Annotated in this window: 19 protein-coding genes and 1 pseudogene; 13 read left to right on the forward strand and 7 right to left on the reverse strand. The window is 37.0% G+C overall.

Features of this window, described 5'->3' with window-relative positions; all coding sequences use genetic code 11:
* Positions 1-62 precede the first annotated feature (62 nt).
* Positions 63-1,382, forward strand: coding sequence for a hypothetical protein (locus OCV70_RS13245; protein WP_029730861.1), 1,320 nt, complete (start codon positions 63-65; stop codon positions 1,380-1,382).
* Positions 1,383-1,479: 97 nt separating this feature from the next.
* Here the strand turns inward: OCV70_RS13245 and OCV70_RS13250 are convergent, their stop codons facing one another.
* Complete coding sequence (locus tag OCV70_RS13250; RefSeq protein ID WP_173745063.1) at positions 1,480-2,103, reverse strand: helix-turn-helix domain-containing protein; 624 nt, start codon at positions 2,101-2,103, stop codon at positions 1,480-1,482.
* A gap of 253 nt (positions 2,104-2,356) precedes the next feature.
* On the opposite strand from OCV70_RS13250, the gene OCV70_RS13255 reads away from it, so the two are divergent.
* The 3 genes from OCV70_RS13255 to OCV70_RS13265 all read left to right on the forward strand — a co-directional run bounded on the left by OCV70_RS13255 (position 2,357) and on the right by OCV70_RS13265 (position 4,611).
* Entirely contained in the window at positions 2,357-3,292 is a 936-nt protein-coding gene (locus tag OCV70_RS13255) for a ParM/StbA family protein (RefSeq protein ID WP_021860389.1), read from the forward strand.
* A gap of 12 nt (positions 3,293-3,304) precedes the next feature.
* Positions 3,305-3,658, forward strand: coding sequence for a hypothetical protein (locus OCV70_RS13260; protein WP_021860390.1), 354 nt, complete (start codon positions 3,305-3,307; stop codon positions 3,656-3,658).
* Positions 3,659-3,801: 143 nt separating this feature from the next.
* Positions 3,802-4,611, forward strand: coding sequence for an HNH endonuclease (locus tag OCV70_RS13265; RefSeq protein WP_173772208.1), 810 nt, complete (start codon positions 3,802-3,804; stop codon positions 4,609-4,611).
* Between the two features lie 112 nt (positions 4,612-4,723).
* Here the strand turns inward: OCV70_RS13265 and OCV70_RS13270 are convergent, their stop codons facing one another.
* On the reverse strand, positions 4,724-5,077 hold the full coding sequence (locus OCV70_RS13270) for a helix-turn-helix domain-containing protein (RefSeq protein ID WP_021860392.1): 354 nt from the start codon (positions 5,075-5,077) through the stop codon (positions 4,724-4,726).
* Positions 5,078-5,255: 178 nt separating this feature from the next.
* Here OCV70_RS13270 and OCV70_RS13275 point away from each other — a divergent pair, with 178 nt between their 5' ends.
* From OCV70_RS13275 to OCV70_RS13315, 9 genes and pseudogenes are all read left to right on the forward strand, one after another.
* On the forward strand, positions 5,256-6,227 hold the full coding sequence (locus OCV70_RS13275) for an AAA family ATPase (RefSeq protein WP_021860393.1): 972 nt from the start codon (positions 5,256-5,258) through the stop codon (positions 6,225-6,227).
* Positions 6,224-8,077: a recombinase family protein gene (locus OCV70_RS13280; protein ID WP_049946457.1), complete on the forward strand. Its 1,854-nt coding sequence runs from the start codon at positions 6,224-6,226 to the stop codon at positions 8,075-8,077. The genes OCV70_RS13275 and OCV70_RS13280 overlap by 4 nt, the downstream gene beginning before the upstream one ends.
* Entirely contained in the window at positions 8,070-8,786 is a 717-nt protein-coding gene (locus OCV70_RS13285) for an integrase (protein WP_262579757.1), read from the forward strand. The genes OCV70_RS13280 and OCV70_RS13285 overlap by 8 nt, the downstream gene beginning before the upstream one ends.
* A 40-nt stretch (positions 8,787-8,826) precedes the next feature.
* Positions 8,827-9,198: a hypothetical protein gene (locus OCV70_RS13290; RefSeq protein ID WP_114001415.1), complete on the forward strand. Its 372-nt coding sequence runs from the start codon at positions 8,827-8,829 to the stop codon at positions 9,196-9,198.
* A gap of 64 nt (positions 9,199-9,262) precedes the next feature.
* Positions 9,263-9,466, forward strand: a pseudogene (locus tag OCV70_RS19860) (IS66 family transposase); the annotation flags it as partial.
* A gap of 91 nt (positions 9,467-9,557) precedes the next feature.
* Positions 9,558-9,767 carry a hypothetical protein gene (locus OCV70_RS13300; protein ID WP_262579765.1) on the forward strand — a complete coding sequence of 70 codons (210 nt, stop codon included), beginning with the start codon at positions 9,558-9,560 and terminating at the stop codon, positions 9,765-9,767.
* Positions 9,768-10,240: 473 nt separating this feature from the next.
* The gene (locus tag OCV70_RS13305; RefSeq protein WP_195587376.1) at positions 10,241-13,303 is read left to right on the forward strand and encodes a fucose pyrophosphorylase domain-containing protein; all 3,063 of its coding nucleotides are present in this window, start codon (positions 10,241-10,243) and stop codon (positions 13,301-13,303) included.
* Between the two features lie 488 nt (positions 13,304-13,791).
* Positions 13,792-14,160, forward strand: a complete 369-nt coding sequence (locus OCV70_RS13310) for a hypothetical protein (RefSeq protein ID WP_173768524.1) — start codon at positions 13,792-13,794, stop codon at positions 14,158-14,160.
* A gap of 12 nt (positions 14,161-14,172) precedes the next feature.
* Entirely contained in the window at positions 14,173-15,501 is a 1,329-nt protein-coding gene (locus OCV70_RS13315; RefSeq protein WP_262579759.1) for a hypothetical protein, read from the forward strand.
* A 195-nt stretch (positions 15,502-15,696) separates the two neighbouring features.
* Here OCV70_RS13315 and OCV70_RS13320 read toward each other — a convergent pair whose 3' ends face one another.
* From OCV70_RS13320 to OCV70_RS13340, 5 genes are all read right to left on the reverse strand, one after another.
* A complete protein-coding gene (locus OCV70_RS13320) occupies positions 15,697-16,404 on the reverse strand; it encodes a transposase (protein WP_317259471.1) in 708 nt (235 codons plus the stop codon).
* A 466-nt stretch (positions 16,405-16,870) separates the two neighbouring features.
* Positions 16,871-17,044: a MerR family DNA-binding transcriptional regulator gene (locus tag OCV70_RS13325; RefSeq protein WP_173768570.1), complete on the reverse strand. Its 174-nt coding sequence runs from the start codon at positions 17,042-17,044 to the stop codon at positions 16,871-16,873.
* A 428-nt stretch (positions 17,045-17,472) separates the two neighbouring features.
* A complete protein-coding gene (locus OCV70_RS13330) occupies positions 17,473-19,377 on the reverse strand; it encodes a P-loop NTPase fold protein (protein WP_173768571.1) in 1,905 nt (634 codons plus the stop codon).
* Positions 19,378-19,622: 245 nt separating this feature from the next.
* Positions 19,623-19,997 (reverse strand): TnpV protein, encoded by a 375-nt coding sequence (locus OCV70_RS13335; protein WP_173768573.1) that lies wholly within the window; start codon positions 19,995-19,997, stop codon positions 19,623-19,625.
* A gap of 3 nt (positions 19,998-20,000) precedes the next feature.
* Positions 20,001-21,341: plasmid recombination protein (locus OCV70_RS13340; RefSeq protein WP_262579760.1), on the reverse strand; the 1,341-nt coding region annotated here is incomplete at its 5' end.

Below are 21,341 nucleotides of genomic sequence, written 5' to 3' on the forward strand. Positions count from 1 at the left end.
ATTTATATGATGCGGAAGATGTGATAAAATATCAATCAATAAATCAATGGGAGAAATGAGATATGTTAGATGATGAAAAATGCCTGTGTGGTTCAGGACGCTTGTATTCCATGTGTTGTAAACCGTTTAGTGGACAGGGAATAGAGAATTATAAAAAAGAAATCGACAGCAAAAATTATATTAAAGCGTATTATGTAGCTGTGGCGATGCTTTCTGATTATCTGGAAGATGTAAGAAAGCATACGAACAGAATATTGAAGGATAACCCTGTAATTGGAAGATTTGTGTTACATAAAGATGTAAATGCACTATCGGAGTTGGCAGATCGTATTTTTCACTGCATACCAAAAGGAAATACAGATAACTGGGGAGAACGATTTGAATTTATAAAAGGATTGGTGGATGCAGAGGACTGGAAGAATGAATGTGAATATTATCAGCTATTGTATTATGAACTGAATAATGATAAGGGAAAATTCTCAGAGCAGATTGAGGCTATTGTAAAAAATACAAAAGTGGATGTACATACAGACCAGAGAATGTTGGAACTGTTGCGGTCTGTCATTTTACCGTCAGGACAATTAACGGAGCTGCTTAAATTGGATGATATTTTGATTGAAAAGACGGATAGTTCCTTAATGAAATTGAAATATAAATTTGATAAGGCAATACAGCTTGCATTGGTTTCTGATAATACAAGTGCGAAAAAGATTGCAGATGAAGTGATGGCAGAACTGGAAAAAGAAGATTTATATACAGAAGATGAAGTGTATTCGCAGGATGTTATTGCAATGATGTATGAAATGTATCATAACTTTGATCCAGACGTAAAGTGGCTGGAAAAAGCATTGCATGTGCGTGAAAAAATGAACATTAAAAAGTTTACTGAAGCCGGAAAGGTAAAATATTATTCTGACATTGCCTATACATACTGGAAAATGGGAAATTATGAAGTTGCAGAACAGGATTTTTGCACAAGTCTTGAGTATGCAAAAACAGCATTTGCACAGATATATTTGTTGGATTGTTTGGTAGAACAAAAGAAAATCAAAAATCTGAAAGAGTATCTGGAGAGTGTGGAATTTGAAGATATGGGAGCCGATAGCATAGACTTTCTTATAATTGTAGGCAATGCAGCTATACAGCTTAATGATAACGACAGTATAGAACTGATCAAGCGTTATATCAAGGAAACAAATATAGAAGTTCCATATTATAAGTTTTACTTGAAAGAATTAGAGTTAGAATTAGAAAAGAAAAGTGGTAAAATCATGCGACTGCTTAATAAGCTAAGTCCATTGAGAAAGTATCTGATCCTGCAACCACAATTAAACGGAATTGGAATTAATGTAGAAAAAATTTTGGAAGATCTAAAAAAATAGACTATACATGATGAGTGAGGGAAACGTTTTGTGACGCTTCCCTCAAATTTTTTTCTATAATCATTTTCTGTAATAGTGATAAGGAATCCTCCGAAAATTATTTAGTGTCACGCAGACAGTCTTTTATGAGTTGAACAGATTTTAAGATCCATTCCATTTCTTGCGGTGTGCAATCAGATAACAGGTTTTGTATTTTCTGATAAGACGGATCTGAAAAAGTGGAATCCGGTATGTTATTAGTGGAATTACTCGCAGGAGCAGTCTTGTGAATTTCTGTATTGTCATTAAGAAGCTGATTCTCTAATTCCTGAAGCGTTTGAGTATATTGTTCCCTTTCAGAGCCGGTCATTTTGTTTAAGAAAGAAACGTAAGTGCTGAGCTTCTGATTGATTATTTGATTTTTGAATGAAAGAGTAAGGGTGTCAGGAATGATATTTCCGTTTGTATCTTTCTGAGAATCAAAGTTTAAATCCAGTTGCTCGTTCATTTTAAATATAAGTGAGAGCAGATCGGAAACTGTATGAATATCAAAATCCATAAAAATATTGATACTAATGCCCAGGGCCTGTGATATTTTCAAGAGTTGCTCCGGCTTGGGCTTGCGTTCATCAGACTCGTATTTTTGCAAAGTGCTTATGCTTAAACCAGTAGCCTGTACAAGTTGTTCCTGAGTGAACCCATGCATAGTTCTAAAGTATTTGATTTTTTCGCCAACGGTCATTATCGCTACCTCCATAAAGGGATTATAACATATTTTTTACTGTTAAATACACAAAAATATATAAAAATGTATTGACACATACAAATGTATGGTATATATTAAAAACACATACAAAAGTAATATTTAAGTAGAACAAGACATACAAAAGTGATAGCAAGAATGAGCTAAGTGATACTTAAATAGAAGCAATTTTGGAACAAAAATATATGTTAGTGCAACTTAAAGTACAGTTAAAAAACAGGAGGAAAAAGCGATGGCAGAAATCATTTTTGGAATTGATCATGGAAATGGAAATATGAAGGGAGAGAATGTATGCTTCCCATGTGGACTTGTCAGATATGTGTCTGAACCGGGACGCTTTATGAATGAAGATATTTTGGAGTATCAGGGAACATATTATACCCTGTCAGATACAAAAATGCCGTTTAAAGCTGATAAGACAGTAGATGATGATTACTTTATTCTCACATTATATGCTCTTGCAATGGAAGCTCGTAATAAAGGAATTACATTAACGGGAAAAGATGTAGTGCTTGGCGTGGGATTGCCACCCGCAGATTACGGTCAGCAGGCAACTTCATTTAAGAAATATTTCTTAGATCATGCAAAACATGGAATCAGTTTTAAGATGAATGGAAAATCCGTTAATTTCTATTTAAAAGATGTATTTGTCAGCCCACAGAATTTTGCAGCAGTCATGTGTTTTAAGGCAAGTCTTTTGAAGAAATATAGAACGGTAAACTGTATTGATATTGGGGATGGAACAGTTGACCTTTTGGTAATCAGAAATGGAAAACCGGATTTATCAGTTCGTGTCAGTGATCGTTCCGGTATGGCTGTTCTACGGTCTGAAATATCCAATGCGATTCAACAGAACTATGGCATTCATTTGGATTCGTCAGATGTAGAACAGGTTTTAATGCAGGAAGAAACCATATTAGATGAAAAAATCATACTGGAAATTCAGCGAATGGCAGAAAACTGGTTACAGAGAATTATCAATAAACTACATACCCATGTAACCGACTTTAGAACAAATCCGGCGGTCTTTCTTGGTGGAGGAAGTCTTTTACTCAGAAAACAGATTGAAAATTCCCCGGAATTTAAATATGTGGAATTTATTGATGACGTCCGGGCGAATGCGATTGGATATGAAAAACTGACAACAGCACGTCTGCGGAGAGGGTAGGAGGTGCTGGTCATGGGACAGATTAAGGTTGTATTGATATTTAATGAAGATGATGAACGTCAGAGAGAAGCAGGAGAATACTTAAAAACCAAGAAAAGATGCAAGACAGCACTTGTGACAGAATTGGTTCAGGCGTGGATGAAGAATGGAGAAGCAGGAACAGGAACATACACAGGAGCAGTGAGCATAGACGCTATCAAAAAACAGTTACTTCAAGACAAGGAGTTTTTGTTAGAAATAGAAAAATCAATGGGCGGAACGAGTTGTCGAGAAGTCGAGGAAACAGAGCCAGAAGATAGTGATAATCTGGATATGGACGAGGATATGATGCTTGCAGGAATGTCAATATTTGAAAACGAAATTTAAAATGTATCGAAGTACCGCTGAACATAGAATAAGTCTGTTTGGCGGTATTTTTATGCTTTTTTGTTATAGTGGGATATGATAGAATAAGTTTAAATCCTTTGTAACTAAGGGGACCTTGGAATTATAGAAAGAGGAAGTTGCATATGAGAGAAGCTGATTTTTCAGAACGTATTAAGACAATTCTTTGTGAACGTGTTGGGGGCAGATGTTCAAATCCAAATTGTAGAAGGGAAACATTAGGTCCTCATAGAGAGGGAGATAAACGATTATCAATAGGTGAAGCCGCCCACATTTTAGGAGCATCACCAAAGGGCGCAAGATATGATGCGAGAATGACAAAAGAAGAAAGAGAATCTATAAATAATGGAATATGGTTATGTAGTGCTTGTCACACATTAATTGATAAAAATCCAGACGAATATCCAGTAGAAGAATTGCTAAAGTGGAAGATGATAGCGGAATATGAACAAGAACGACGTCTGAAGGGAGAAGATATAGTTTCTTTTCAAAGCCAGCAGATGGAAAGGAAAAAGGAAGCATTAAAGCAGGTCAAGTATGCAACTGATTGCTTCCATGATTTGTTGGAATATTCATATAAATATTGGAAAATGAATTTTGCACAATCTTTTTCTAATCCGATTGATTTACAAAATGAAATAGATGATCATCATTTTATGTATGAAGAAGAATTGCTTCACATAAATAAATATCTTGAAAAAAGGGATGATCTTTATGAGGCGCTAAATCAACATTCTCTTGAATTGGGAAAACAAGTAGTAGAATTGTTGAATGAATATATAAATTTGACAACATTCCAATATTATGATGATGGTATAGGAATGGCTAATAATTATTGGTCTTCATTTTTTAATATGATTTCTAAGAATATAGATAATTTAAGAAAGATTAAAAAGGAAACAGATGATATACTATATTCTATGTATTCAGCTTAAACTGACGGAATAAACTACAATATAAAATCGTAATGGACAACATCGCAAGGAAGCAAGACCGCAAAAGTATAAAAGAAGGGTGCAGAAATAATAAAGTTTCTGCGCCCTTAAATTATTTGCCTGGTTTGTAGTTGCGTAATGCAGTTTTGGTTGATTTTATAATTTCCAGTAAAAATTCTTTTTCCTGATTGCTACAATCAGAAGTAAGCTCTTTTATATCGGCATCAAATTTTGAAACCAGTACAGGCGTATTGTCATATAAAAGCTGATCTACAGTAGTATCAAGGCTTTGAGCAATGCCGAGCAATGTTGCAAGGCTTAATTTGGTATGTCCGTTTTCGATACTGCTGACATAGGTAGGGGCAACGTCGATCATATTTGAAAGTGTTTCCTGAGTCATTTTTTTTGACAGACGTGCAGTGCGGATCCTTTTACCGATAGCAAGATAATCAATTTCTACTTCCAAACCTGTCACCTCCTAGACTTTGACTATTAGTTAAGATTTATTGCGAAACTCCACACACATTTGATATTCCTTATTGTATTCCCAAAAAAGATATATTATAATGAAACATAAGTAGAAGTTTAATGCAATTATTCACATGTAGTAGAAAAAAGAGCAAAAGACACCGGGGGCATCAAATTTGGAAAGTATAAATACGGGTGTTGAATTTTATTCAAATGTGAAAGCCTCGGAGGTGGAATGGGTATGGTACCCATATATTCCCTGTGGGAAGATTACAATGTTGCAGGGAGATCCGGGAGAGGGTAAGTCAACACTGATTATTCATGTTGCAGCGATACTAACAAAAGGCGGATATTTGCCAGATGGACAGAAGATAAAAAAGCCAGAGATGGTAATATATCAGTGTTCAGAAGATGGAAAAGGAGATACGATAAAACCAAGGCTGGAACAGGCTGGGGCTGATTGTAGTAAGGTTGCATTCATAAAGGAAGATAATGATGAATTGACACTGGAAGATGAACGTATAAGAAATGCTATTATACAGATCAGTGCGAAAATGGTTGTGCTTGATCCGATACAGGCATTTATCGGTCACAATGGAAATATGACAAATGCAGTAAAAATGCGAGAAATCTTATCAAAGTTATCCAAGGTGGCAGCAGAAACTAATTGTGCAATAGTATTAGTTGGACACATGAACAAAAGTGGTGGTGGAAACCAATTATACAGAGGATTAGGCAGTATTGACATTGCGGCAGCAGCGAGAAGCATTCTTATGGTATCCAGAGATAAAGAAGAACCTTGGAAACGGTATATGTTTCCGGTAAAATCAAGCCTTGCACCAGAAGGAGAACCAATAGGGTTTGAACTGGATAAGAAAAAAGGGTTTCGATGGATTGGAAAATGCCAGATAAATGTGGAAGAGTTGCTTAATGTTGAGAAAAGCACAGGAAAGAAAGATATTGCTGTAGAATATCTGCAAAAACTGTTATCAGTAGAAGATTTAGCAAGTACCTATATTTATGAAAAAATGAAAGAGTATGGTATTGCAAAAAGAACGGTACAGGAAGCAAAGAAAATTGCTGAAATAAAAGCATATAAAAAAGGTAAAATCTGGTACTGGCATATGGAAGTGGGGGACAGCATATGAACGAACAGGAAAAACATGCTGCAAGCCAGGAAGAACGGAAAGAAAAGATTCGTGCAAGGTATAAGGGCGTGGATCGCAGCGAATTAGAGTTCATTCCTGCGAAACAGAAAGAAAAATTATTTGAAGATGCAGGCACCAAAAGGGTGTGTGCTTATTGCCGTGTGTCTACAGATGATGCCAATCAGACATCTTCATATGAACTGCAGAAAAATCATTATGAAGATATGATAAAGGAACATGCAGGGTGGACACTGGTTGGGATATATGCGGATGAGGGAATTTCCGGCACATCTTTACAGCATAGGGATGAATTTAATCGTATGATCGAGGATTGCAAAGTAGGGAAAATAGATTTAATAGTTACCAAAAGTGTATCACGATTTGCCAGAAATATTGTGGATTGTATTGCTAAAGTTCGTGAATTAGCAAATATGAAACCGCAGGTAGGCGTATTTTTTGAAACAGAGCATATTTACACCCTTGATAATACGAGCGAAATGATGCTTGCAGTGTTATCGGCAGCAGCACAGGAAGAATCACATACGAAAAGTGAAATTATGAATATTTCTATTGAACAACGGTTTTCAAGAGGAATATTTCTGACACCCAAACTCTTAGGTTATGATAAGGACGAGGATGGGAATTTAGTTATTAATGAGTCGGAAGCAGATACGGTTCGCTTGTGTTATTATCTGTTCCTGAGTGGCTTTCCTACTTCTGAAATTGCTGAAATTTTGATGGATTTAGGACGTAAAACTAAATTAGGAAATACAAAGTGGACAGGAAGTACAGTTGTAAATGTTCTACGCAATGAAAGGCATTGTGGGGATGTTTTATCAAGAAAAACTTTTACACCTAATTACCTGGATCATAAATCAAAGAAAAATAACCATGATCGGAACCAATATAGACAGACCGATCACCATGAAGCTATTGTGAGCCGGGAGATTTATAATGCAGCGCAAAAAATGCTGGATGCAAGCAAATATATGAAAAAAGGGTATCCATTGCCAACTTTACAGGTAGTGGATCAGGGAGCTTTAAAAGGCTTTGTGCCTGTAAATCGTGCATGGAATGGATTTTCGTCAGCAGATTATGAAAAGGCATCATTAAGTGCTTATTCTGAAAATAATAATGAAATTTGTGCAGAGAAAACGGAAAACCGAGGATTTGATTTAAGTGGTTACGAAATTGTGAGGGCGCAGTTCTTTTCAACAAGATTTGATCCGGCAGTAACGATTTCTTCGGGGAAAATTGTATTTAATACAGCTTGTTTGAAGAAATTTGAAGATGTAGAGTATGTAGAATTGCTTTTTAATTCTGTGGAAAAGTGTATTGCAGTTCGTCCATGCGAAAGAAGCAGCATAAATGCTATAAAATGGGGAACTATACGAGATGGACGATGGGCGGTGCTTCCAAAAAGCTGTAAAGGATTTTCAGAGCCATTATATGAGCTTATGGGATGGAATAAAGAATGCAAGTATAAATTGCGTGGACAGTTTTGTGGTAGTGCAGATGAGCAGGTAATGATTTTTGAGTTAGAAGAACCAGAAGTGCTTGTACAGGAGAAAAATGCAGAACAATCTGCGGAAGAAGTGGAGAAAAAGCCAGAAGAAGCTCAAAAGCCAGTAAAGAAGATACTTTATCCGGAAGCCTGGACATATAATTTTGGAGAGTCTACAAATAGAACAGTATTTTTACAGAGAGTGGCATATAGAGGAAACTGGGATATACTGCGCCCTGCAACAACTGTTGAAGGGATGGAGATTATAACCAGAGAAGTTCTTGATGATCTGTTGGAGTCAGCAGAGAAATTGATAGATAAAATGAGGTGTGCTAATTATGCATGATACAGCGGAGTATACGGACGAAAAAGAAATTGTTGATCAGAAAGCAATCGAGTTGGCAAAGGATTTTAGTTATGAGGGGTATCAGGTTGTCAGACGAGAACTGTTTGCTCATTTAAGGGAACCGGCTGTCGTGATCCGGAGAGATAGTGTGACATTTAATACAGCCTGCATCGCTGGTTTAGAGGATGCAGTTTACATACAGATACTTGTGAACCAGGATAATAAGAGAATGGTTGTCCGAAAATGTGAGGAAAATGATAAAGATGCACTTCGTTGGTGTGTGGCAAAGCCAGATAAGCGTAAAAGCAGAAAAATGACAAACAAAATCTTCTCTGCAATGATGTATGAAATGATGGGATGGAATCTGGATTGCCGATATAAGATTTTGGGACACAAGATTACTTTTGAAGATGAAACAATTTATGTGTTTGACTTGATGGAAACGGAGATATTCCTGGATATTAAAGGGAAAAGAGCGAAAAAAGACACAGAAAGTCAGACTACTATTGAAAATGCTAATAATATAGAAGAAACAGCATCAAGTGATACAGATACTGAATGTTCAGTAGAAGAAATAAAGAGAAAGAACCGTATACCATTTTATCCAAAGGAATGGAAAGATTCTTTTGGTTTACCAGTGGAAGAACATAGGAAAGCACTGGAAATAAATATGCTGGATGGTTATGCAGAATTTACAACAGGAAAATAGACAAAGGGGAAAGTCTGCCCTAAAGATGGGAGGTATCAGTGTGCAGGAACATAATATTGTGATACCAGGGATTTCGCTATGCCAAAAATGGGGGAAAATACGGATTTTTCATTCAACGATAGTGGCATTGGGCGAACCAAAGTACATACGATTTTTGTTTAACCCTGAAAAGCGGGGATTGGTGGTACAGGCATGTGCCAGAAAAGAAGCAGAGTGTTTTCGTGTGCCTAAATATAACCCGGAAAATTGGGAATTTAAGATCAGCAGTGTGCCAATGCTGCGAATGATATGGAAAACGTGCGAATGGGATACAGAAAAGACGTATCGTTTGACGGGTATATGCCATTCAGAGTACAATCTGGTGGAATTTGATATGAAGCAGGCAACGGTGCTGACAGTGGAAGAATTTTAAGAAAACAGCGTAAAATAGGGACTTCTGAGAGATCAGAGGTTCTTTTTTTGTGCTGTTTTTGAGGGTGATTGCATGGTGTGGTGATGAAAAATTTTCTCTGAAAAAAAGTTGTTTCTATCTTTACATCAGGAGGGACTACTGCCAGAACCAGAGAAAATATCTTGAGACATTTCTGGAAGATGGCCGCATCCCGCTTAGCAACAATTATTGTGAGGCGAATATAAAACCATTTGCAACCGCAAGACGAGCCTGGCTGTTTGCAGATACTCCCCCTGGAGCATTTGCAAACGGAGTATTATACACTCTGGTGGAAAGTGCCAGAGCCAATGACAGTGGTGCAAATGGCCAGCCGTTTACGAATGCAGGAAATTTTGGATTCCAATATTGCAGAGCTTTTAATTCAGGTGGTAAAGATTACCAATCGAGGAGTTCATGGAGAAATCGTAGATCAGAAATATATGGATTTTGCTTCACAGGCGTATCCTCAGATTATGAAGGGATTAAATGAATGCAAAACAAGAGAAACGCGAAAAATATATCCGGCAGATTTCGAATATTTCAGCAGTTAGTACTATCTGTTTTTTTGCAAGACCTTTGTGCACCCAAAATCCACTATTTTCGTACCAGATACAGAGAAATGTCCATTCCTATGGCTCCTTCTTCAGAGATATTTATTGATGAAACGCTAAAAAATCCTTGATTTTCAAGGAAAAAAGACTTGACTATATAGGAAGGCAATTATTTATGTATATACTTGTTCCGTTTATATTTTTTATTTGGGGAAGTCTGATTCTGGCTTATTTTAAATTTAATTTTCGTCCAGAATGGCTTGCAGATATTTTGAATGTTACTTCGGCAAATGATAATCCATCTAATGATAGCAAATACACTAATTGGAGTTGATTGAGGAAATTATAAAAAATATGTTTGATACATCTATCAAAGCGTAATTGAGTGAAGGCCTAACGAAGTTTGTATGTTGACGATTTTTCTATTAATAAGTATAATAAAGTAAACATACAATTTCGGGAGGGCTTTTTTTATGAAATACACATACCGACAAACCAAAAATCTTTTCATGCAGCAGAGTTACCTGGACTCATGGGAAGATTATGAGCGGAGTTTGAATAAATCTAATTTTATCCGATGGGATTATATTATTCTGACAGCGTCTAATGAGGCGCAGGCGGAGGTTTACCAAAGCCAGATTGAATATCGGCTGCAGAATCGTCGTTTGCCGGCAGACACCCATTATGCAGTTCTTCCGGACCCGGAAGGTAAGAGAGTGGGATCCGGTGGAGCTACCTTTAATGTTATGCGTTATATTGCACAGCAGGAAGGTACTGATGTGGGGAATCCGTTTAAAGGAAAGAGAATTCTTGTAATTCATTCTGGGGGGGATTCCAAGCGAGTTCCTCAGTATTCCGTATGCGGAAAGCTGTTTTCTCCAGTACCAAGAGAGCTTCCTGATGGGCGCGGTTCTACATTGTTTGATGAATTTGTGATTGGAATGTCTGGTGTTCCATCCAGAATCCGGGAGGGAATGTTGATTTTATCAGGGGATGTACTGCTTCTGTTTAATCCTCTTCAGATTGATGCAATGTTCCATGGGGCAGCGGCAATTTCCATTAAGGAGAGTGTAACTACCGGGAAAAATCACGGTGTGTTCCTGAATGATGGTCATGATCAGGTGAGTTTATTCCTTCACAAGCAGTCAGAAGAGCATTTGCGGGAAATGGGTGCTGTCAATGAGCACAACTGCGTGGATCTTGATACAGGAGCTGTGCTTTTTGACTGTGATCTTTTGCAGGCCTTGTTTTCACTGATATCTACAGATGGAATTGTGGATGAGAAGAAATTTAATTTCTTCGTTTCGGAAGAGGCACGAATCAGCTTTTATGGGGATTTCCTCTATCCTCTGGCATCACAGTCCACGCTGGAGCAGTATTACAGAGAGGCTGCGGAAGGTGTGATCAATGATACCCTTCTTGCCTGCAGAAAGCAAATCTGGGAAGCTGTTCGTCAGTTTAGTCTGAAGCTGATTTGCCTGTCTCCAGCAGAATTTATTCATTTTGGCACAACGACAGAGCTCCGTAATCTGGTTACCAGTGATGTGGATGATTACGAATTCTTAAACTGGAAAAAGAAAGTTTTGTCTACCGGAGCAGAGGAGAATGATTCTTTTGCCGCTCATAATGGCTATATTGGGCATGCTGCTGTGATTGAGCCGGACTGTTATATTGAAAACAGTTATGTCCTTGGCAAAAGTATAATACATAAAGGCGCAGTGATTTCTAATCTGCATTTACGTGACGTGGAGGTGCCAGAGAATACAGTATGGCACGGGATTACTCTGCAGAATGGGAAAAGACTGATTCGTGTATATGGTGTCAGCGATAATCCTAAAGGACGATTATCCGAAAAGGCTGGATATTTGCATACCACCTTGGAGCATTTTATTCAGTTAAATAGACTGGACTATTCGGATTTGTGGGCAGATCAGGAAGACTATCTCTGGTTTGCAAAGCTTTATCCGGTGTGTGATTCCGCCGAAGAAGCAGCAGAAATGGCTGAAATTCTGTGCCGTATGGCAGCTGGTACTGCGCTGACAGAAGAAATAGAAAAGTGGCGCAGTATGCCAAGGGAAAGTCTGTGTTCCAGCTTTAACCTGGCAGATGCGGCTGTTGACTGCAAATGTCAGAGAGAACTGGAAAGTCGTATTTTGGCAAACAAATTTGTATATCGGCTGGAACAGGGAGCCTATTACAAAGATGCTCTGGAGGTATTTGGACAGAGAGGCATTACAAAGAATATTTATGAGGCTCTGATGAATGATGCCCTGGAAGCAGAAGAACCTTTACGTATCCGGATTTATTATGCACTTTCCCGTTTTATGAAGGAACATAAAGCGGTTTTTGAAAAGCAGACCTATGATGTGCTGGAATCCTTATGCTTTAATGAGATTCTGGATATGATTTTCCAGGATGCGGTGAAGAATCTTCCAGACAGCTCGGACTACCGGATTCAGCAAAACGAGGTTCATGTAGAGCTGCCAGTACGTGTAAACTGGGGCGGCGGTTGGACGGATACGCCTCCTCACTGCAATGAAAAAGGCGGCGTTGTTCTGAATGCAGCAATTAAGCTGAATGGAATTTATCCGGTACAGGTTTCTATCCGAAAGCTGGATCAGCTTCATGTAGAGTTTGAAAGTCAGGATGTAGGCGTTTCCGGAAGCGCAGAAACAGTAGCAGAAATTCAGGACTGCTATAATCCGTATGATTATTTTGCATTGCACAAAGCAGCTTTGATTGCATGTGGAATCATTCCCCAGAAGGGTGAGGCGAATCTGCAGGAAATTCTTGAGAAACTGGGCGGCGGAATCTATCTTTCTACCCAGGTGATTGGTATTCCAAAGGGCTCCGGTCTTGGAACCAGCAGTATTTTATCCGCTGCATGTGTAAAGGCAATTTTCCAGTTCCTTGGAAAAGAAGTGGATGACAGCCGTATTTCCGAAATCGTTCTTTGTATGGAGCAGATTATGAGTACTGGCGGTGGCTGGCAGGATCAGGTCGGCGGTCTGACAGAGGGAATTAAATTTATCCGCAGCAATCCGGGAATCCACCAGGAACTGAAGGTGGAATATGTTCAATTAAGTGAAGAGACAAAGAAGGAACTGAAGGAGCGCTTCGCATTAATCTATACCGGACAGCGAAGACTTGCCAGAAACCTGCTGCGTGATGTAGTAGGAAGCTACATTGGTGCCAGACCAGAAAGCGTACAGGCTCTGGAGAAGATGGCATCTGTTGCAGCCCTCATGCGTTTCGAGTTGGAGCGTGGAAGCGTAGATGATTTTGCAGAGCTTCTGAACGAACATTGGGAGCTTTCCAAGCAGCTGGATGCAGGAAGCACCAATACCTGTATTGATCAGATGCTTATTGCCTGCCAGGATCTGATCTGCGGTCAGTTTATCGCCGGAGCAGGCGGAGGCGGTTTCCTTCAGGTAATCCTGAAGAAGGGTGTTACCAGGAATCAGTTGAAAGAGAGAATGCACGAGATTTTCCAGGATAGTGGAGTGGATGTCTGGGAGTGCGAGCTGTTGGTGTAAAAGTAACCTGTTTGTAACATACGAAAGGGTCAGACCCGTGCGCCCAGCAAAGGGCACTTCACCAAGCAGGCGGAAATCCTGCACGAAAAGAGAATAACCACCTCATTCGTTAGTGAGTCTTGCATGACTCTGGGTAACTGGAATCATGAAGTGTAGACAACGAGGTAGCAGGGTGAGTATTGAGCACCGAAATCCCCTTAATCTAGGAAGCCGACCAAGTGGGTCTCTGGGAAGGCAACTGTATATTCCATTTAAATAGTGCATCTTTTCCGGAAATTCCGAGCACCTAAATCCGATATTTTAGAGCAGGCATTTCCACCCTATGGTGCAGTCGCCTATAATGAATCCAGGAGACACACATTGGTGCCAGACCCCGGTAAAAAACAGATATAATCAGGTTTTGCAGGATGGAAAAGTAAGAGAACGTAAAGTGAAAAGAAAATAGTAAGTTAAAGTTGTAGCAGAGTTTGATATAAGGATAGGATAAAATGATAATAGTAATCGAAAATTCTGATGAGGAATTAATGCTTAAAATAAAGCAATATGCAAAAGAAAAACAGTTGCCATATTACAAAATAGATGGCTTTTTTGGTGTAGAGCAATGGACGCTGCTGTTGCAGGGAATTGAATTGGCTTTAATTTTAGCAGAACCATTAATAGAACAAGTATTTGAAAAAGGAACAATTACTATTAAGGATACTGATAAGATGGAAGACACAGCTTATCATATAATTAAATATTGGGATAAAAACCCTGAGAAACTACAAAAAGCACAAAAATATTTTCAGGCAGGAAAATTAAATATAGAAGGAAGTATAAAGTTTATAACGACAATAGAACAAAAGCTTAAAGATTAAAAATGAGAGAGTATGAACATACCGAAAAATATTAAATTAATTATTGAAAGCAATTATATGCTGCGCAATCAGAATATAGGTGAAGAATTAAAGGACATACAGGATAGCGTTATTGTAGAATTTGAAAAATTAAAGAAGAAATTTGATATACCCGAAATGGAAATTGTATGTATCGATTCATTTAATAAGAGTAGTATTGTGATAACGGATATGGAAAATGAAAAAAGGTATTTGATATTTGATCTTTATTTAATAGAAATATTGAATATTTTTGAAGCGAGTTCTTATAATATTATTAATATTACGATTCCAGGGATTGTTCCATTATTATTTACAGATGAGATGATGATAAGAAAAGACTACAATGTTGCGTATGAGTGTGCAAAAATTTTAGAACAACAACTAGAGTTTGACAGACAGTGGTTACCTCAAAGATTTGATCACTACAAAGAATTTGATATGTATTCTCAAGAAGAAAAGAAAATTATAGAAAAAGGTTATTGGGAATATGCGGTAAAAAATTTTTCTTTATATACATCAACTGAAATATCATTTGTACTTTTACACGAAATAGCGCATTTTTTTTATGAAAAAGGAGAAGTGGAAATAAAAAAAATCAAAAAGCAAGTTACAGAAATATATAATATAGCAGCTGAGTTTGAAGAGGTATCTCATTTGGCTAGGCTTAACGTGGATGATCAGATAAAAAGTAAATGGAAATCTATTATTGAAATGATAGATGAAAATCAAAACATATATTTTTCCAGAAAGTTTATGGAGACATTAGAAAATAAAGCAGAAAGAGAATTATTTATACAAAGTATAATAATGTATTATGCGAATTTAAAGGAATCAAGTGTTTATACAATGTCAAATAAAAAAAAGTACATAAGAGAATGTACTTGTGATTTATATGCATGTATACAGCTTATAGATCAATATTCTATCAAAAAATACTATGAAAAAAGTATAGAAAATTTAATGATAAATGTAATGACTTATATCGGATATATGGCATTTATAGATTGTATAAGGTATGTAGCAGAAGAAGATAATATTACAGAGAATAAATTTGAAAAAATATGCGATGAAATGATAGAAAGATTAAATATTGTTGGATATGCTTTGAGAGAAAGAATGCCAGATTTAAGATATTTATTGGAAGATGCACGAAATCATTTTTGGGATGAGTTTGAAGTATATTATAATAAATTTAGAGAATCTTATTATTGTATTATCGCATATAAAAATGAGATTTCCAGTAGTAATAATAAAAAGAAAATGACAAATGAAATGTTACTTGAACAGATTATGACTATATTACGGAGATGTGGGGTGTAGCGGAACTCTCAGGGTCAGACCCCAATGCTAGCAATATAGTGTCAACTTAAAATCGTTATGATTCTGCTTATTTAATTTCGCTCCTTGAAAACTAAATAGTAAAAATAGTATCTCGCCTTATTGCCGGATTTATGGTATAGTTAAACAGACCTATACGGGATAGGCCTTTAAAAATGGTCTTCTCTTGTGTAGGAGTTAGAGTACCGATTTTCTTGTGCGAAGATGTTTTCGGTCTCTATTCTTTTTAGAGCGTTCATAGCATCTGCCAGGGTGAATCTGTGAACGCTTTTTTGATGCTTTTAGGATCAGATTTGTAATGACTGGCAGAATTTCTATGGACATAAAAAGTAATTGTGGCACCAGGGCTTTTACCTCACCGATAATGAAAGTCCGTTTTGACTGGTAGGCCCACTTGTTTTTGATAAATGCTTTCTGTTTTACTATGCTGTCTGCTTCTGTTTTAACAAGCGCAGCAAGATTGGAGAACAACAGGTTTATGTATAATTCCTGCTCAATGGAATTACAGCTTGTTCCTGTGAATTCTTCCAGTTCCCACCATTCCTTGAGTTCCCGGTATTTTGTTTCGATATTCCATCTTTCAAAATAAAGGTTATAAAGCAGTGCAGGAGAAATAGACGGATCTGTGATATTAGTGACCAGATATTCCACTTCCTCGTTTGATTGTTCTGGCAGTGGTACTCTTACAACTCGGTAAAGGACCGGTTTGCCATCTGCTGAAGCAGCAGTCCATGAAAAATCATCAGAGCCTAACCGGGTAAGATGATTCCCCTTGTTTAAACGCATCAGAACATGACAGCCATCAGAAACCAGATCCTCGTATAATTCTTTTGAATAATAACCACGGTCAAAGACGAGCAGTGTGCATTCTGGGCAAGATTTAATTCATGTAACCTGGTCCAATGTTCCCTCGCAGGATCACGCTCTCCAGTTCCTTTTGTATATATCTGCCCATCGACTATCTGATCAAGAAAGACATCATAGATAGTGGAAAGAAGCCCCTCCACCCAGCAAATATCCTGGTTATTACAGCTGGTAATCGTTCCAAATTCAGAGGATGTGTCGTTGGATAATGGGATTTCCAGCGTAGATCCATCAACAGCGAAAACACGGTATCCAAACCAGTTTTTTGAACAAGCGGCATGTTTGTATACCGTTTCAACCTGTTCATTGAATATTACGATGTGGTAGAGCCACCTGTCCGGCTATCTTAGAGCCAGTGTTCCAGTGGCATAGAGCCACTATGATTTTGCTTGATTATTACTTATTTGGCAGGATAGTACTTGTCAAGGCCGAAGCCGCTTTAGCGGTGTATTAGCAGCCTTTACAAGTACGGTTCTGACAAATATTATTAATCATCCAAAATCAGAAATTTTAACTGGCTCTCATTTCCCGGAATAGTGGCTCTCAAAGTCCGGACAGGTGGCTCAGAGAGCCCCGGAATAATCAATAAATTTTCTTTCTCATAAAATCTGATATTATAACTTGTAATTCCAGTTCGTTTTTCAACATCTTTTATCTTCATTACAGCCTCTTTTATGTTTCGTATTTTTTTATTGCATACAATGTCCCTGACTGCTATAATTTACATCATGGGTGCTATCATAACGGTAGGCGGTTAGTCCTTCAGCAGAGGGACTGTGACCCTCTGATTACATAGAAACTCGAAAGAGAATCCACTGGAAAGGAGGGCTAAGCCATGAGTATTGTTGATTTTATAGCAGTAGTGAGCTTCGGCTTAACCTGCTTTGGTCTTGGATATACCTTTGGCAAGGATAATAATAAACCACAAAAATAGCCGCCCTGGTCTGGTAAACTAAGCGGCAATTTTTGTCAAAACATATATCGGACTAACCGTCTATCGGTAGCACTCTTTATCTATAATCATATTAGCACGCATGTGTGAAAATGTCAAAATTTTTTATTCTATATAGCCCAAAACAAGCTAGCCCGTTACTGTTCGACTGTTGTATCTTCACTTTCCGTTTTTATAATGGCCTCTAGTTTTTTTATAAAATTTTGTGTATGCCCAGCCGCAATGTTCTTGCCTTTTTCTTTATATTCCTGCATTACAGAATTCAAATCATCTCTTAACTTTTTGAGTGATACCGTTGTGCCATGCCCCTCAATCTCTGGTGAATTACTGTACTGTCCCCAAATCCCAACAAACCACCCTGAAAAATGATTTTTATCCATATTATCAGCATTCTTAAATGCATTAATTGTTGCTGCTTCCATCTCAAGAGAAAATTTATTGTATCTTTTATTACTCAACTCTCTAAATGCAACATTCAAGTCTGAACTAATCAAATCAATATAGAGCTTTTGATTTTTTTCATAAATCCACACATTATTATCTCTAAATTCCTTTATAATCTGGTATGCTGACCATTCATCTTCTGTGAAATGTTGTTTACTGTCATCCCCAATCATTCTGTGAGAATGGCTGTCTTTTTCATCAGATTCAACTAAATATTTTATTTGCTTTCTAATACCCTCTCTCACTTTTTCCCAATCGATTGTAGGTAAATCAAAGTCATACATTCTAGAATAGCAACAATTATAAAGGAAAAGGATATACTCATCTAAAGATAAATTTCCTGCATATACTTCTATTAATAAATCTTTAAATCCTTCATCAATTATTTCTTCATCAACTTCAGGTAAATTATATGTTCTAAGAATTTCAAGTGGGGTAGCCGCTTTCTCTTTTTTCAAAAACAACTGTATCTCTTTCGAAATAACATCCTCATTCCACTCCCCTTGAATAACCCACTTTGAGAATCCATCCACTATAAAATTATCGTCAAACAATTCGGGATAAAGTTTTTCTACATTAAGATACCAAAACAAATGTCCGTATCTTGTAATTTTCTGAAGCAATCCTGCTTTATTCGTCATCATAAGACATATAAAGGAAAGAAGCCAATTACTACAGTCTTGAATGTCCTCTTTGACCAACTTATTATATACACGTTCAAAGTCTTGAATAGCACATTTAAAACTTCGTATATTATGTGGTCTTTGTGCTAACAGTTTTCGAAGTTCTTCCTCTTCTTTTTGATATTCTTCTCTTTCCTTGTTACTACCAAGTTTGTAATTTTTAGCCTTATACTGTTCAATGATTGCGTTATCATTAAAATCACCTGACAAAATTTTAACTAATAATTTCTCATTTTTTCTGAGAAGCCCTTTATATTCTATACCACAAGACATTAATTCTATAGAATTAGAAACTACTTCTTCATAGTCAGGAACAAATGGAATAACTCTTTGCACTATTTTTTCTTTAATTTCACGATATGATAATTCATTATCTGATCTATCTTTTATTTTTTCTTCATTTGCAACAATAATCGTATTAAAGCCCTGATTTTCACAATAATCATTAATGCATCCCAGAAGATCTGTACAAGAAATATTAGTTCTCTCTAAATCATCAAAAACAAGTATAACTTTTTTTTCAAACATTCTATTACTTATAGGCATAAAATTAATCAAGTCCATAATAGAAGAAACTACTTCTCCTTTTTTTTGCCAATTTTCAGGCAACCTATCCTTGATTGTGTCAAATATTCTTCTACAAGAATCTGCTACTCTTGAAACCTTTGTTCCATTCAGACTATCAAATTCGCTTGCTTTCTCCAACCATTTTTTCTTTACCTCAACTCTTAATTTATCTAAAGAGTCTATACCAAATAAACTAATACATACAAAAACATATGTATCTTTCACTGATGGTATAAATTTGGTTTTAATAAGATATGTTTTACCACATCCCCACTCTCCAGACAACATTAGTGCACCAACCGGATTATTTATATCACAATAATTTTTTAATTCTTCAATAAGATTCATTCTTTCCTCCGAATACCAAAATGTTTCTTAATTATCATATTATCTAAACAAATTCATTCTATTGAAAATTTTTCATCCCCACATTGTTAATAAATATTACCCTATACCAAACTCTTTAATTTTACCAGTCTATATCCCAAATTTCGAACTTGCCTTCACCTTATTTTACCATAGTGCTTTCTAAAGTGCTATTCTAATAGATACAAAAGTGTAAATGAGCGATCTTATCGACCGCCCTTCACAACTTACACATATACCATATTTTTCAATACAATTTCTTCTGCACTGGCTTTTATATTATTCATTAACCTAACCCACTTCATCTGATCCTGTACCTTTAATTCCTCAGTTACACCTTGTCTTTCTACCATCTGTACCATAAGCATTTCCATCTGTTTTCTGGATTCTTGATCAATCTGATTCAGATGTTCATTCAGCTTTCCAGTCAATAACAAATACTGATACCTTGCTGATCTGTGTTCTTTTAAGAACTGCTTTCGTAACATTCCATATTTTCCATATGTCGGTTCTTCTTCTCTTAAAACCAGATCCGGCAAATAGTAATCTCCATGCAACGTATAGCTCATTCCATTTTTCTCATCATAAATCTGTTTTTTCATAGTCTAAATCTCCAATCCTTTGTATTTTGTTTTATTTTTCTTACGTTGTTGGTTTTCAATCTGGCTCTTTTGAGTTGCCCATTCCAACTGTTTCAGAACGCTTCCCTTTGGCATTTGCTCCATTCGCCGTTTTTCTTCCAGTGTCCTTTGTTCTTTAATATCCTGCTGCACCACATCCTCTACAGTTTCTGATCCCAAAATACGCACCACTCTGTCATATCTGTCCGAAATCTCTTGTAAACGTTGATTATCATTTGATAATTTTCCATTTTCTTTACGCACATCATCTAACTGTTTTTGGATATCATCACATTTCTCCGTAGATTTTTGATATTTGTTTTTCCAGCTTTCTATCGTTTTGTTAAGTTCTACAACCTTTCCAGCTAATGCAGCAATCTGATTCTTCATCTTGATAAACAATGGCTTGATTTTATTCTCCCTGTAAGGTGCTGCACGTTCAAATGTTCCTGCCTCCGGTAAAAACGTCTTAATCATTCCATATTCTTTTATTTCCTTACTGGCATTATCCATAATTGGTTGTAGCACATTCCGACGATCTTCCAGACTTTTTAGTTCTTTTTCTGCGTCCTCTGCCCTTTGTTCTGCTTCTTGCTTCTCCCTGATTGCCTGTTTCTTATCGTCTTTTAAAATCTGGATATCTGCTCTGGATTCCGCAATTTGTGCTGTCAGTTCTTCGTTTTCTACAGTTAGATACTCTTTCTCCTTTTCCAACTCCTGCACTTCCTTTTTTCGTTCTTTCCTCTTGAAGTTATAAACATCCAGATGTTCCTCATGAGTACCTTTCTGTTCCCATTCAATTCCATGCTGTTTTGCGATTTCAGCCAGCACTTCCTTTTCATGATTTATCCACTGATTCAGTTCTGTATCATGCTTATTTCCACCTTGAAATCCAAGACTTTTCAATGCCTGTTTCAGTGAAACTCTGGTATCCATTCCTTTTCCCTTCCAGTTGGTCACATAAGGAACAAAGTCAATATGCAAATGCGGAGTAGCTTCGTCCTGATGCAGATAGCAGCTAAATACCCGAAGTGTCGGATTCCGTTTCTGGAAGTCTTTCACATATTCGTCCAGTACCTTTACAGCCAGATTTCCTTCTAACGTTCCCACTGCCATATCCTCACGATTACCAATCTGGAATATTACTTCATGGAACAGCTTCTCCTGTTTGCCCTGTCGGATTTTTTCATAATAATTTGCAATCTGCCGGTCCTTTCTTTTCCCGACATTGTATCTCTCCGCAGCATCGTCAAACAGTTCCTTATAAACTTCTTTCAGATTCTCATTCTTATAACAAATGTTCAATTGCACTCTGTCCGGATCTAC

The sequence above is a fragment of the Blautia acetigignens genome (assembly GCF_025566865.1).
In the GTDB taxonomy this organism is placed as follows: domain Bacteria; phylum Bacillota; class Clostridia; order Lachnospirales; family Lachnospiraceae; genus Blautia_A; species Blautia_A acetigignens.